General features: G+C 64.8%; 12 protein-coding genes. 5 read left to right on the forward strand and 7 right to left on the reverse strand.

The features are described from left to right. Window positions 1-144 precede the first annotated feature (144 nt). The 3 genes from ubiD (at window position 145) to ACODS5_RS23090 (ending at window position 3,528) form a co-directional block, all read left to right on the forward strand. Window positions 145-1,611, forward strand: a complete 1,467-nt coding sequence (gene ubiD / locus ACODS5_RS23080) for a 4-hydroxy-3-polyprenylbenzoate decarboxylase (RefSeq protein WP_186660587.1) — start codon at window positions 145-147, stop codon at window positions 1,609-1,611. Then, window positions 1,611-2,579: a CDP-6-deoxy-delta-3,4-glucoseen reductase gene (locus tag ACODS5_RS23085; protein ID WP_134692879.1), complete on the forward strand. Its 969-nt coding sequence runs from the start codon at window positions 1,611-1,613 to the stop codon at window positions 2,577-2,579. The genes ubiD and ACODS5_RS23085 overlap by 1 nt, the downstream gene beginning before the upstream one ends. Window positions 2,580-2,877: 298 nt before the next feature. Then, the gene (locus ACODS5_RS23090; protein ID WP_489109740.1) at window positions 2,878-3,528 is read left to right on the forward strand and encodes a gamma-glutamylcyclotransferase; all 651 of its coding nucleotides are present in this window, start codon (window positions 2,878-2,880) and stop codon (window positions 3,526-3,528) included. Between the two features lie 18 nt (window positions 3,529-3,546). Here the strand turns inward: ACODS5_RS23090 and tcyN are convergent, their stop codons facing one another. Genes tcyN through tcyJ form a run of 3 tightly spaced genes read right to left on the reverse strand, consistent with a single transcriptional unit; the run spans window position 3,547 to window position 5,782 of the window. Beyond that, entirely contained in the window at window positions 3,547-4,308 is a 762-nt protein-coding gene (gene tcyN / locus ACODS5_RS23095; RefSeq protein WP_134692881.1) for an L-cystine ABC transporter ATP-binding protein TcyN, read from the reverse strand. A 2-nt stretch (window positions 4,309-4,310) separates the two neighbouring features. Then, window positions 4,311-4,979 (reverse strand): cystine ABC transporter permease, encoded by a 669-nt coding sequence (gene tcyL, locus ACODS5_RS23100; protein WP_134692882.1) that lies wholly within the window; start codon window positions 4,977-4,979, stop codon window positions 4,311-4,313. After that, complete coding sequence (gene tcyJ / locus ACODS5_RS23105; RefSeq protein WP_134692883.1) at window positions 4,976-5,782, reverse strand: cystine ABC transporter substrate-binding protein; 807 nt, start codon at window positions 5,780-5,782, stop codon at window positions 4,976-4,978. Before tcyJ ends, tcyL begins: the two co-directional genes overlap by 4 nt. Window positions 5,783-6,076: 294 nt before the next feature. On the opposite strand from tcyJ, the gene epsC reads away from it, so the two are divergent. Both epsC and betT read left to right on the forward strand, forming a co-directional pair. Continuing rightward, a complete protein-coding gene (gene epsC / locus ACODS5_RS23110; protein WP_489109746.1) occupies window positions 6,077-7,009 on the forward strand; it encodes a serine O-acetyltransferase EpsC in 933 nt (310 codons plus the stop codon). 330 nt (window positions 7,010-7,339) lie between these two features. Further along, the gene (betT, locus tag ACODS5_RS23115; protein ID WP_167659503.1) at window positions 7,340-9,301 is read left to right on the forward strand and encodes a choline transporter BetT; all 1,962 of its coding nucleotides are present in this window, start codon (window positions 7,340-7,342) and stop codon (window positions 9,299-9,301) included. Window positions 9,302-9,421: 120 nt separating this feature from the next. Here betT and tauD read toward each other — a convergent pair whose 3' ends face one another. The 4 genes from tauD to tauA are packed head-to-tail and all read right to left on the reverse strand — an operon-like array spanning window position 9,422 to window position 12,918. Beyond that, window positions 9,422-10,255: a taurine dioxygenase gene (gene tauD / locus ACODS5_RS23120; RefSeq protein WP_134692885.1), complete on the reverse strand. Its 834-nt coding sequence runs from the start codon at window positions 10,253-10,255 to the stop codon at window positions 9,422-9,424. 45 nt (window positions 10,256-10,300) lie between these two features. Beyond that, on the reverse strand, window positions 10,301-11,137 hold the full coding sequence (gene tauC, locus ACODS5_RS23125; RefSeq protein ID WP_134692886.1) for a taurine ABC transporter permease TauC: 837 nt from the start codon (window positions 11,135-11,137) through the stop codon (window positions 10,301-10,303). Further along, complete coding sequence (gene tauB / locus ACODS5_RS23130; RefSeq protein ID WP_489109741.1) at window positions 11,134-11,928, reverse strand: taurine ABC transporter ATP-binding subunit; 795 nt, start codon at window positions 11,926-11,928, stop codon at window positions 11,134-11,136. The genes tauC and tauB overlap by 4 nt, the downstream gene beginning before the upstream one ends. A gap of 18 nt (window positions 11,929-11,946) precedes the next feature. Continuing rightward, complete coding sequence (gene tauA / locus ACODS5_RS23135) at window positions 11,947-12,918, reverse strand: taurine ABC transporter substrate-binding protein (protein ID WP_134692888.1); 972 nt, start codon at window positions 12,916-12,918, stop codon at window positions 11,947-11,949. Window positions 12,919-13,033 lie beyond the last annotated feature (115 nt).

Consider the following 13,033-nt stretch of genomic DNA (forward strand, 5'->3'; position numbering starts at 1 on the left):
AGCCGGCTCCTACACGAACCTTGTAGGAGCCGGCTTGCCGGCGATGGGGCGCGAAGCGGCCCCAGTTCATTTTTGCCCCCAAACAAGGCGTGAACGGCGCTACACTCTGCACCCCGACCGATACGCCCAACACGAGGCCCTTGCATGCAGTATCGCGACTTGCGCGACTTCATCCGCGGCCTGGAACAGCGCGGTGAACTCAAGCGCATCCAGGTTCCCATCTCCCCTGTACTGGAAATGACCGAAGTCTGCGACCGCACGCTGCGCGCCAAGGGCCCGGCCTTGCTGTTCGAAAAGCCCACCGGCTTCGACATCCCGGTGCTGGGCAACCTGTTCGGCACCCCCGAGCGCGTGGCCATGGGCATGGGCGCCGAGTCCACCGAAGAACTGCGCGAGATCGGCAAGCTGCTGGCGTTTCTCAAGGAGCCCGAGCCGCCGAAGGGCCTGAAGGACGCCTGGTCGAAGCTGCCGATCTTCAAGAAGGTCGTGTCCATGGCACCGAAGGTGGTCAAGGACGCGGTATGCCAGGAAATCGTGGTCGAAGGCGATGACGTTGACCTCGGCCAGCTGCCGATCCAGCACTGCTGGCCTGGCGATGTTGCGCCGCTGATTACCTGGGGCCTGACCGTGACTCGCGGGCCGAACAAGGACCGCCAGAACCTGGGCATCTATCGCCAGCAGGTGATTGGCCGCAACAAGGTGATCATGCGCTGGCTGAGCCACCGCGGTGGGGCGCTGGACTACCGCGAATGGTGCGAGAAGCATCCTGGCCAGCCGTTCCCGGTAGCTGTGGCGTTGGGCGCGGACCCGGCGACCATCCTCGGTGCCGTGACCCCGGTCCCGGACACGCTTTCCGAGTACGCCTTCGCTGGCCTGTTGCGTGGCAACCGCACCGAACTGGTCAAGTGCCGTGGCAACGACCTGCAGGTACCGGCAACCGCCGAGATCATCCTCGAAGGCGTGATCCATCCCGGCGAGATGGCCCCGGAAGGCCCGTACGGCGACCACACCGGCTACTACAACGAAGTGGACAGCTTCCCGGTGTTCACCGTCGAACGCATCACCCACCGGCAAAAGCCGATCTACCACAGCACCTACACCGGCCGGCCGCCGGATGAGCCGGCGATTCTCGGCGTGGCGCTGAACGAAGTATTCGTGCCGATCCTGCAGAAGCAGTTCCCCGAGATCACCGACTTCTACCTGCCGCCGGAAGGCTGTTCGTACCGCATGGCGGTGGTGACCATGAAGAAGCAGTATCCGGGCCACGCCAAGCGCGTCATGCTCGGTGTCTGGTCGTTCCTGCGACAGTTCATGTACACCAAGTTCGTTATCGTAACCGACGACGATATCAACGCCCGCGACTGGAACGATGTGATATGGGCCATCACCACGCGCATGGACCCCAAGCGTGATACGGTGATGATCGACAACACCCCGATCGACTACCTCGACTTCGCGTCGCCGGTATCGGGGCTGGGGTCGAAGATGGGCCTGGATGCCACCCACAAGTGGCCGGGCGAGACTACACGCGAATGGGGTCGGGTCATCGTCAAGGACGAGGCCGTCACCCGCCGTATCGATGAGTTGTGGGACCAGTTGGGAATAGATTGATGCAGGTAACCTTGCAGCCTTCCGGGGCGGTACTGGCGGTCGAACCGGGTGAAAGGATTCTGGATGCCGCGCGGCGCCTGGGCTACGACTGCCCGAGCAGCTGCCGCAACGGTAACTGCCATGTGTGTGCCGCGCTGCTGGTCGAAGGCCGTGTGCGCCAGGAAGGCCAGGTCCGCGATCACGGTGAGCTGTTCACCTGCATCGCCGAGCCGCTGGAGGATTGCGTGTTGCTGTGGGATGGTGTGCTGGCCCTGGGCGAGCTGCCGGTGCGCAAGCTGGCCTGTACCCTGAGCGAGTGCCGCGAGGTCGGTGGCGACGTCTGGCGCGTGCGTCTGCGCGCGCCGGCCGGCAAGCCGCCCCGCTACCACGCCGGGCAATACCTGATGATCGAGCGCGAGGGCATGGACAAGGCAGCGTTCTCCCTGGCCTCGGCGCCTCATGGCGGGCGCGACCTGGAGCTGCATGTACTGGCCCGCGAAAGCAGCGCGGTGCAGTTGATCAAGCAGTTGCAGCGTGATGGCATCGCCCGGGTCGAGCTGCCGTTTGGCGACGCCCACCTGGCCGAACTGCCCGATGGCCCGTTGGTGCTGATCGCCGCCGGCACTGGCATGGGCCAGATGCACAGCCTGGTCGAGCACTGCCGGGCCAAGGGCTTCAAGCACCCGGTGCACCTGTACTGGGGCGTGCGCCGGCCCGAGGACTTCTACCAGATCGAGCATTGGGACCAGTGGGAGCGCCTGCCGAACCTGTTCCTGCACAAGGTGGTCAGCGACCTGTGCGGTTGGGAAGGGCGTTGCGGTCTGTTGCACGAAGCGGTGTGCGAAGACATCGCCGACCTCAACCAGGTGCATGTCTATGCCAGCGGCTCGCCGAACATGGTCTATGCCACCCTCGATGCCCTGGTCGAGGCGGGTATGGATGCCCATCGCATGCGCGCCGACGTATTCGCTTACGCGCCGCGGGGTTGAAACAACTCGGCACGCCGCGAGGGGGTGCCGGGTTTAATAACCAAGCGTTTTCCGGTTGATTATATGGCGGGGATTGTTACCGGTGCGGGTAATAAGTTTCGCTATACTCGGACTATTAGTTTCCGTTCAGCGGATGCTTTAATGAAATCCTGTTTTCGGGGTTGAGTGCAAAGTACGTTCTGCCTTACGTTAGGCGCAACGCCCATCGCGGGGCAAGCCCGCTCCCCCGCGATAGCCGCCGAACAGACACGGCAATACCTGCACTTTGGTAGTTCACAGGAAATAATGGCGGCAGCTCATGTCGACACTTGAAAGTTCATCCTGGCAAGTCTCCTATCCGCCGTCGCTCGACTTCGGCCAACAACTCACCGCCGAACAACTGCAGCGCTCGATGCAGGACACCATGTCCCAGCATGAGGGCGGCCCAGTTTGGCTGTTCGCCTACGGTTCATTGATCTGGCGCCCCGAATGCAACTCGATCGAGCGTCAGCGGGCACGGGTGCATGGCTACCACCGTGGCCTGTACCTATGGTCCCACGAGCACCGTGGCACCCCAGAGTGCCCGGGCCTGGTGTTCGGCCTGGACCGCGGTGGTTCCTGCAGCGGTTTCGCCTACCGCCTGGATGAAAGCAACCTCGACGACTCGCTCATGGCCCTGTGGCAGCGCGAAATGCCGTACCCGGCCTATCGTCCGCACTGGCTCAGCTGCCGCCTGGGCGATGGTAGCAAGGTGCAGGCGTTGGGCTTCGTGCTGGAGCGGCACCTGCCGTGCTACGCCGGCAATCTGCCGGATCCCCTGTTCAGCCAGATTCTCGCCAGCGCCAAGGGGCGCTATGGCAGTACCCGGGATTATGTGGAGCAGACCCTCAACGCCCTGCGCAGCCACCAGATGCCCGATCGCAACCTGGAAGCGCGCTTTCGCCGGTGCCACAACCTGCGCGAGGCCTGAGCCCCGCGTGGCTGCCGGTCAGTCCTGGGCGGCGGCGGTGCCGAGGAACTTGCGCAGGAACTGCCGCGTGCGTTCTTCCTGCGGGTTGGCGAACAACGCCTTGGCCTCGCCTTGCTCGACGATCACCCCCTTGTCGAAGAAGATCACCCGGTTGGCCACGTCGCGGGCGAAGCTCATCTCGTGGGTGACGATGATCATCGTGCGCTGCTCCTCGGCCAGGCCGCGGATGGTCGCCAGCACTTCACCCACCAGCTCGGGGTCGAGCGCCGAGGTGGGCTCGTCGAACAGGATCACCTCCGGCTCCATGGCCAGGGCGCGGGCGATGGCCACCCGCTGCTGCTGACCGCCGGACAGGCGCCGTGGATAGGCGTCTTCCTTGCCCGCCAGGCCGACTTTGGCCAGCAAGCGCTTGCCCAGCTCGATGGCTTTGTCCCGTGGGGTCTTCTTGACGATCACCGGCCCTTCGATGACGTTCTCCAGGGCGGTGCGGTGGGGGAACAGGTTGAAGTTCTGGAACACGAACCCGGCCTGCTGGCGCAGGCGCCGAATCGCCCCTTGCTGGCTTCCCAGCGGACGGTTGGCGTCGATGCTGATCTCGCCAATCTGGATCCGCCCGGCATCGGGTGTCTCCAGCAGGTTCAGGCAGCGCAGGAAGGTGGTCTTGCCCGAGCCGCTGGGGCCGATGATGGCCACCACCTCGCCGGGCTGCACGGTCAGGTCGATGCCCTTGAGCACGGTCTGGCCCTTGAACTGCTTGGTCAGGCCTTCTACTACGATCATCTTCAGTGCTCCTGGTCGTGCTGGTTGACCCGCGCTTCCATGCGGTTCTGCAAGTGCGCCAGGATGCTACAGAGAATCCAGTAGATCACGGCGACAGCCAGGTACATGGTGAAGACTTCGAAGGTCCGTGCGGTGATCAACTGCGCTTGGCGGAACAGCTCGGGCACCTGGATGGTCGCCGCCAGGGCGGTGTCCTTGACCAGCGAGATGAAGCTGTTGCCCAGCGGCGGCAAGGCGGTGCGCAGCGCCTGCGGCAGGATCGCCCGGCGCATGGCCTGGGTGCGAGTCATGCCGATGCTGGCGGCGGCTTCCCACTGGCCACGGTCGATCGAAGAAATCGCCGCGCGGAGGATTTCGCAGATGTACGCCGCCATGTTGAGCGACAGGCCGATCAGCGAGGCCGGGATCGGGTCGAGCTCGATGCCGATTTGTGGCAGGCCGAAGTAGATCACGAACAGCTGCACCAGCAGTGGCGTGCCGCGGAAGAACGACACGTAGATGCGCGCCAGCCAGTCCAGCGGCAGGATCTTTGACAGGCGCATCAGCGCCAGGGCAAAGCCCAGCACCAGGCCAAAGAACATGCCGCCGACGCTGAGCACCACGGTATAGCCCGCGCCCTTGAGCAGGAAGGGCGCGGAATCGACAACGAGTTGCAGGCTTTCAGCGATCATTTGGTGACATCGGCACCGAAGTATTTCTCGGACAGCTTGGCCAGCGAGCCGTCGGCCTTGAGCTTGTCGATGGCCTTGTTCAGCGCATCGAGCAGTTCAGGTTCGCCTTTGCGCAAGGCCACGCCCGATTCCAGCTTGGAGAATTTCTCGCCAGCGAGTGCGGTCGGTTTCTTGTCCTTGGCGGTTTTCTGGACGTACTCGAGTGCAGCCAGGCGATCGATCAGGATGGCGTCGATACGACCGTTGCGCAGGTCGGCGAACTTGGTCGGGTCATCTTCGTAGGTGCGCACATCGGCTGTCGGCACATCCTGTTTCACCCATTGCTCATAGTTGGTGCCCAGGCCGACACCGACCTTCTTGCCACCGAGATCGGCGGCAGTCTTGATGTTTTTCTCGTTGTCACTGCCCTTGAGTACCAGGGCCTGAATGCCGGAAACGGTGTAGGGCTCGGAGAAGTCGTACTTCTTCTTGCGTTCCTCGGAGATGGTCACCTGGTTGATCACCACGTCGAGACGCTTGGATTCCAGTGCGGCGAGGATGCCGTCCCACTTGGTCGGCTGGACCTTGGCCTTGACCCCCAGCTCCTTGGCAAGCAACTCGGACAGCTCAACCTCGAAGCCGGTCAGCTTGCCGTTTTCGTCCTGGAAGCTGAACGGTGGATAGGTGCCTTCCAGGCCGACGTTGATCACGCCCTTTTCCTGGATGGTCTTCAGCTGCTCGCCGGCGAAGGCCTGGCCGAGCAGGCCGGTACCGAGCAGCAGCGCCAGGCTGGCGTTGAGAAGGGGTTTGGTGAATCTGGTCATTGGCTGGCCCCGCGCTTGTTGTGGAAGTGGTGGGTGGCGACTATAGAGGTGGGCTGCATAGGCTGGGAAATAATAAAAAAACTGTTTGTTATTCCTATTTTGCCTTTTAGCATGCATCGGCAGCATTGAGGGTAGCCAGGAATGGAGGGCCCGTCAGCACTGCTTATGCCCGACTTAGCGCAGGATGGAATAAAGCGTTGTTTTTTCCAAGAGGGGGATATGCCGTATCGTGTTCACACCCGCTCCTACAGGGGACGCATGCATATCGAGAAAGCCGCCGGGCAGGAGAACACCGTGAGCGAACAACCATCAATCGGGCATTGGCAATTGCAGGGCATCGTCAGTGGCCTGCGCGGCGCCCGTGAGCAATGGCGCAGCAGCAATGGCCGCAGCAGCGGCGAGCAGGGCGGGCGCGAGTTGCCGTCGCGCGAGGCGCTGCGGCAGATCCTCGAGCAGTTGTGCGGCGCGCTGTTCCCGATGCGCCTGGGCCCGGTGGACCTGCGCGAGGAAAGCGAGGACTTCTACGTCGGCCACACCCTCGATGCCGCGCTGACCGCGCTGTTGGCCCAGGCGCGCCTGGAACTGCGCTACGCCGCGCGCCATGGCAAGACCGATGTCACCGATGTCGACAGCCATGCCCTGCGCCTGATCCAGGACTTCGCCGCGGCCTTGCCGGCGCTGCGCGTGCTGCTCGACACCGATGTGCTGGCCGCCTATCACGGTGACCCGGCGGCGCGCAGCGTCGACGAGGTGCTGCTGTGCTACCCGGGCATCCTCGCCATCATCCACCATCGCCTGGCTCACCACCTGTATCGCGCCGGCCTGCCGCTGCTGGCGCGGATCAGCTCGGAGCTGGCGCATTCGGCCACCGGCATCGACATCCATCCCGGCGCGCAAATCGGCCCGAGCTTCTTCATCGATCACGGCACCGGCGTGGTCATCGGCGAGACCGCGATCATTGGCGAGCGGGTGCGCATCTACCAGGCCGTGACCCTTGGCGCCAAGCGCTTCCCCAGCGACGAGTCGGGCACCCTGCACAAGGGCTTGGCACGGCACCCGATCGTCGAGGACGACGTGGTGATCTATGCTGGCGCGACCATCCTGGGGCGCATCACCATCGGCAAGGGCTCGACCATCGGCGGCAACGTATGGCTGACCCGCAGCGTGCCGGCCGACAGCAATATCACCCAGGCCAACTTGCAGCTCGATTGCCAGGACAAGAACTGATCACGAATTGCTGTTGGCTTTTCTGATTTGTTCGCCGGCAAGCAGGCTCCTACTCTGTAGCGCAAACCGTCTAGAGCGTAGGATTCGGCTTGCCGGCGATGGGCTGCGACGCAGCCTCGATCGTGGCCCACCCAGCGGCATCGGGTCGCATTGAAAGCCGATCCATGGTTAACTTGAACGCTTGTTCAACGAAAAACGCTGGTCCATTGCCGGTGTTCATCAGGAGGGATTGCCTTTGCTGAACCCGTTCAATCCGAACCTCACGCTCTGTGACGAGGTGCCCGTTTCATGAGTGCACCGACCCCCGACCTTGCCAACGGCAAGATCCGCATGAACCCCCCCGTGTTCTACTTCGCGGCAAGTTTCATCCTCATCTTCGGCCTGGTGGTCATCGCCTACCCGCAAGCGGCGGGCGAGTGGTTGCTGGCGGCGCAGAACTGGGCGGCCAACACGGTCGGCTGGTACTACATGCTGGCCATGACCCTGTACCTGGTCTTCGTGGTGGTCACCGCGCTGTCCGGCTACGGCAAGATCAAGCTCGGTGCCGACCACGACGAACCCGAGTTCAGCTACCTGTCCTGGGCCGGCATGCTGTTCGCCGCCGGCATCAGTATCACGCTGTTCTTCTTCTGCGTCTCCGAGCCCCTGACGCACATGCTGCAGCCGCCCCAGGGCGAGGCGGGCACGGCCGAGGCCGGACGCCAGGCGATGCAGATCCTGTTCCTGCACTGGGGCCTGCATGGCTGGGGCGTGTTCGCCTTCGTCGGCATGGCGCTGGCCTACTTCGCTTACCGCCACAACCTGCCGTTGGCTCTGCGCTCGGCGCTGTACCCGCTGATCGGCAAGCGCATCAACGGCCCGATCGGCTACGCGGTGGACGGCTTCGGCATCATCGCCACGGTGTTCGGCCTGGGCGCCGACATGGGCTTCGGTGTGCTGCACCTGAACGCCGGTCTCGACTACCTGTTCGGCATCAGCCACAGCCAGTGGATCCAGGTGATCCTCATCACCCTGATGATGGGCGCGGCGGTGGCCGTGGCGGTCGCCGGGGTGGAGAAGGGCGTGCGGGTGATGAGCGACATCAACCTGTTCCTGGCCTGCGCCTTGCTGCTGTTCGTGCTGTTCGCCGGGCCCACCCAACACCTGTTCAACACGCTCATCCAGAACCTTGGCGACTACCTCGGCGCCTTGCCGCGCAAGAGCTTCGACGTCTACGCCTACGGCGAGCAGCGTGACTGGCTGGGCGGCTGGACGGTGTTCTACTGGGCCTGGTGGATTGCCTGGGCGCCCTTCGTGGGGCTGTTCATCGCGCGCATCTCGCGCGGGCGCACCATCCGCGAGTTCGTCTTCGGCGTGCTGCTGATCCCGCTGGGCTTCACCCTGGCGTGGATGTCGATCTTCGGCAACAGCGCCTTGGACCAGGTGATCAACCACGGCATGACCGCCCTAGGCCAGTCGGCCCTCGACAACCCGTCGATGAGCCTGTACCTGCTGCTGGAGACCTATCCGTGGAGCAAGACGGTGATCGCCGTGACGGTGTTCATCAGCTTCGTGTTCTTCGTCACCTCGGCCGACTCCGGCACCGTGGTGCTGTCGACCTTGTCGGCCAAGGGCGGTGGTGCGGATGAAGACGGGCCGAACTGGCTGCGGATCTTCTGGGGTGCGATGACCGCGCTGGTCACCAGCGGGCTGTTGTTCGCCGGCAGCATCGATTCGCTGAAGTCGGCGGTGGTGCTCACTTCGCTGCCGTTCTCGTTGATCCTGCTGTGCATGATGTGGGGGCTGCACAAGGCCTTCTACCTCGAGTCGCAGCGGCAGATCGCGCAGATGCACTCGCTGGCGCCGTTCGCCCAGTCCCGGCGTGGTCGTGGCGGCTGGCGCCAGCGCCTGAGCCAGGCGGTGCACTTCCCGTCACGCGATGAGGTGTATCGCTTCATGGACGACGTGGTGCGCCCGGCCATTGCCGACGTGCGTGAGGTGTTCGAGCAGAAGGGCCTGGTGCTGATCACCCAGGACGACCCGAGCCACGACAACGTCAGCCTGAAGATCGGCCATGGCGAGGAGCAGCCGTTCATCTACCAGGTGCAGATGCGCGGGTATTTCACCCCATCGTTCGCCTTGGGTGGCCTGGGTACGCAGGAGTTGAAGAACCGCCGCTATTACCGGGCGGAGGTGCATTTGTCCGAGGGTAGCCAGAACTACGACCTGGTCGGCTACAGCAAGGAGCAGATCATCAACGACATCCTCGACCAGTACGAACGGCACATGCAGTTCCTGCATCTGGTCAGATAGACCGCTGTGGGCCGCTTCGCGGCCCTTTCGCGACACAAGGCCGCTCCTACATGAAAATGCGGTCCCCTGTAGGAGCGGCCTTGTGGCGCGAAAGGAGGCCAAAGGCCTCCCTGCTGCCTGTCAGAACGGCGCATCCCCGAGGATGGTCGCCCGATGCATCACCCGCCGGTTGGGCCGGTAATCATCCACCGCGAAATGCTGGGTCACGCGGTTGTCCCAGAACGCCACGTCGTTTTCCTGCCAGCGCCAGCGAATGCTGAATTCCGGCCGCGTCGCATGGGCGAACAGCAGCTTGAGCAGCGCCTCGCTTTCCAGATCGCTCAGTTCGTTGATGCGCGTGGTGAACCCTTCGTTGACGAACAGTGCCTTGCGTCCGCTCACTGGATGGGTGCGCACCACCGGATGCGACAGCGGCGGGTTGTTGCGTCGGGTCGCTTCCCAGCGCGCCAGGTCCTCGGCGGTGGTGCCGAAGCGCTCCAGCGGGAACGACTTGGTGAAGTCGTGGGTGGCGGTCAAACCGTCCAGCATCTCGCGCAGCGGCGCCGACAGCGCCTCGAACGCGGCGATGCCGCTGGCCCACAGGGTGTCGCCGCCATAGGCCGGCAACTGCTTGGCGCTGAGCACCGCGCCCAGTGCCGGGGTCGGCAGGAAGGTGACGTCGGTATGCCACACGGCGTTGTCGCGCACATCGGTGACGGCGGTGTCGAGCACCAGCACCTGGGGCGTTTCCGGCACGTTGGGGTAGATCGGGTGGATGTGCAGGTCGCCGAAGCGGGCGGCGAAGCGCGCTTGCTGCTCGGGGGTGATCGGTTGGTCGCGCAAGAACAGCACCTGGTGCTCGAGCAGCGCCTGCTCGATGGTGTCACGCTGTTCGGCAGTGATATCGCGGCTGATGTCCACGCCGCTGATCTGCGCGCCCAGGGCCGGGCTGATGGGGGTGATGGTCAGGCTCATGTCGGTCTCTTCAATCAGGCGCCGGGCTGCCGGCGTGGTCAGTCATCAGTGGCTCTGGCCGTGCCAGGGCACCAGCCTGCGCTGCAGGGCACGCAGGCCCATCTCCAGGGCGAAGGCGATCAGGGCGATCAGCAGGATCCCCAGCACCACGACATCGGTGACCAGGAACTGCGCCGCCGACTGCACCATGAAGCCCAGGCCGCTGGTGGCGGCGATCAGCTCGGCGGCCACCAGGGTCGACCAGCCCACGCCGAGGCCGATGCGGATGCCGGTGAGGATGTCGGGCAGGGCACTGGGCAGGATCACGTGGCGGATCAGTTGCGCCTTGCTCGCCCCCAGCGACTGCGCGGCGCGCAGCTTGGCCGGGTCGACGGTGCGCACGCCGGTGGCGGTGGCGATGGCGATCGGGGCGAAGATCGCCAGGTAGATCAACAGCACCTTGGACAGCTCGCCGATGCCGCACCAGATCACGATTAGCGGCAAGTAGGCCAAGGGCGGGATCGGCCGGTAGAACTCGATCAGCGGGTCGAGGATGCCGCGGGCCACGCGGTTGTAGCCGATGGCGATGCCCACCGGGATGGCAGTCAGGGTGGCGGCCAGCAGCGCCAGGCCGATGCGCCCCAGGCTCGCGCCCAGATGCTGCCACAGGCTGGCGTCCATGTAGCCCTGGGTCAGTAGGGTCCAGGCTTTGGCGAGGATATCGGCGGGGGCGGGCAGGAACAGCGGTTCGACCCAGCCGGCCGCGGTCACCAGCCACCAGGCCAGCAGCAGGGTGACCAGGGTCAGGGTGCTGATCCAGCGCGTAGGCAAGGGGCGGCGGGGCTTGGCCGTGGTGGGTTTGATCGGGCGCTTGGCGGCGACCGGCAGGTCCAGGCTGCTCATGCGGATGCCTCCTGTGGTGCCGTCTGGCGTTGCGAGAACACCCGCGCCAGCACGTGCTCGCGGGTCTCGATGAAGCGTGGATCGGACTTGATCGCCCGGGCCGACTCGCCGGCGGCATAGCGCTGGCCGAAGTCCAGTTGCAAGCGCTCGACCACCCGACCTGGGTTGGGCGCCAACAGCACCAGCTCGGTGGCGAGGAATACCGCTTCCTCGATGTCATGGGTGATCAGGAACACCGGTTTGGCGGTGCGCTGCCACACCTGTAGCAGCAGCTCTTGCATCTGTTCGCGGGTAAAGGCGTCGAGGGCGCCGAACGGTTCGTCCATCAACAGCACCCGAGGGTCGGCGGCCAGTGCCCGGGCCAGGCCCACGCGTTGCTTCTGCCCGCCGGACAGTTGCCAGATGCGCCGCTCGCCGAAGCCGGCCAGATCGACCAGGGCCAGCATCTCGCGGGCCTTGGCTTCACGCTGTGGGCGCGGCATGCCGGCCAGGGCCAGGCCAAAGGCGACATTGCCCAGCACATCCTGCCAGGGCAGCAGGGCATCGTCCTGGAACACCACGCCGCGTTCGGCGCCCGGGCCTTGCACCGGCACGCCGTCGAGGCTGATGCGCCCGCCGCTGGGGGCGACGAAGCCGGCGATCAGGTTGAGCAGCGAGGTCTTGCCGCTGCCGGAAGGGCCGAGGGCCACCAGCAACTGGCGCGGCCCCAGGCTCAGGTTGATGTCGGCCAGCACCGGGGTGCTGGCGCCGGGGTACTGTGCGCTGATGCGCTCCAGTTCGAGCAAGGCCATGACGGGCTCCGTGCGGTATCAGTTGGGGAGGTACTGGGCGCTGACGTAGGGCGCGTAGTCCGGCAGTACCGCGTCGACCTTGCCTTGTTGCTTGAGGAAGGTCGCGGTGTCGCGCAGCGCCTGGGTGGTCGGCGCGCCGAGGGCGCTGGCCTGGTCGGCGGCCAGCGGGTAGACGTTGCCCTGCAGCAGCACCGGGATGTCAGCAGGCTTGGCCCCGGACAGCTTGGCCAGCTTGGCGACGTTGTCCTGGTCGGCCAGCCAGGCTTGCGGGTCGTTGCGGTAGTTGGCGTAGGCGTCGAGGGTGACCTTGGCGAAGGCTTTGACGATCTCCGGGTGCTTGCTGGCGAAGTCCTTGCGCACGATCCAGGCATCGAAGGTAGGCGCGCCCTTGGTGGCTAGTTCGCCCGAGGTGATCAGCACCTTGCCGTTTTCCTTGGCCACGCCCAGGGCCGGGTCCCAGACGTAGGTGGCGTCGATGTCGCCGCGCTTCCAGGCGGCGATGATCGCCGGTGGCGCCAGGTTGAGGATCTGCACCTTGGCCGGGTCGATGTTCCAGTTCTTCAGTGCGGCCAGCAGGCTGTAGTGGCCGGTGGATACGAACGGCACGGCGATCTTCTTGCCGACCAGGTCCTGCGGGGTCTTGATGCTGTCGCGGGCTACCAGCGCCTCGCCGGCGCCGATCTGGGTGGCGATCAGGAAGGTTTCCACCGGCAGCTTGCGGGTGGCGGCGGCGGCCAGCGGGCTGGAGCCGAGGTAACCGATCTGCACGTCGCCGCTGGCCACGGCGGTGATCACATCGGCGCCGTTGTCGAATTTGCGCCAGTCGATGCTGGCCTGGCTGGCTTTTTCATAGGCGCCGTCGACCTGGGCGACCTTGGCCGGGTCGACGGTGGTCTGGTAGGCCACGGTCAGGTCGGCGGCCTGGGCCAGCCAACTGGCACTGGCGAGGGTCAGGGCGGCGAACAGGCGCAGCGGAGCGTGCGGGATCATGGTGAACCTCTCGTCAGGCATTCGGGGGAATGGATGGCGAGAAGCCTAAGTGATCTAAGAAAATGAAAATAAATAACTTTTTTGCATTAGCTTAGTCGGTGTCGGACTTGCCGGC

This window comes from Pseudomonas sp. FG47, assembly GCF_057809115.1.

Bases quoted from the DNA above. Each gene is read 5' to 3' on its own strand.
- ubiD (WP_186660587.1), top strand. From the start codon at position 145: ATGCAGTATCGCGACTTGCGCGACTTCATCCGCGGCCTGGAACAGCGC.
- ACODS5_RS23085 (WP_134692879.1), top strand. From the start codon at position 1,611: ATGCAGGTAACCTTGCAGCCTTCCGGGGCGGTACTGGCGGTCGAACCG.
- ACODS5_RS23090 (WP_489109740.1), top strand. From the start codon at position 2,878: ATGTCGACACTTGAAAGTTCATCCTGGCAAGTCTCCTATCCGCCGTCG.
- tcyN (WP_134692881.1), bottom strand. From the start codon at position 4,308: ATGATCGTAGTAGAAGGCCTGACCAAGCAGTTCAAGGGCCAGACCGTG.
- tcyL (WP_134692882.1), bottom strand. From the start codon at position 4,979: ATGATCGCTGAAAGCCTGCAACTCGTTGTCGATTCCGCGCCCTTCCTG.
- tcyJ (WP_134692883.1), bottom strand. From the start codon at position 5,782: ATGACCAGATTCACCAAACCCCTTCTCAACGCCAGCCTGGCGCTGCTG.
- betT (WP_167659503.1), top strand. From the start codon at position 7,340: ATGAACCCCCCCGTGTTCTACTTCGCGGCAAGTTTCATCCTCATCTTC.
- tauD (WP_134692885.1), bottom strand. From the start codon at position 10,255: ATGAGCCTGACCATCACCCCCATCAGCCCGGCCCTGGGCGCGCAGATC.
- tauC (WP_134692886.1), bottom strand. From the start codon at position 11,137: ATGAGCAGCCTGGACCTGCCGGTCGCCGCCAAGCGCCCGATCAAACCC.
- tauB (WP_489109741.1), bottom strand. From the start codon at position 11,928: ATGGCCTTGCTCGAACTGGAGCGCATCAGCGCACAGTACCCCGGCGCC.
- tauA (WP_134692888.1), bottom strand. From the start codon at position 12,918: ATGATCCCGCACGCTCCGCTGCGCCTGTTCGCCGCCCTGACCCTCGCC.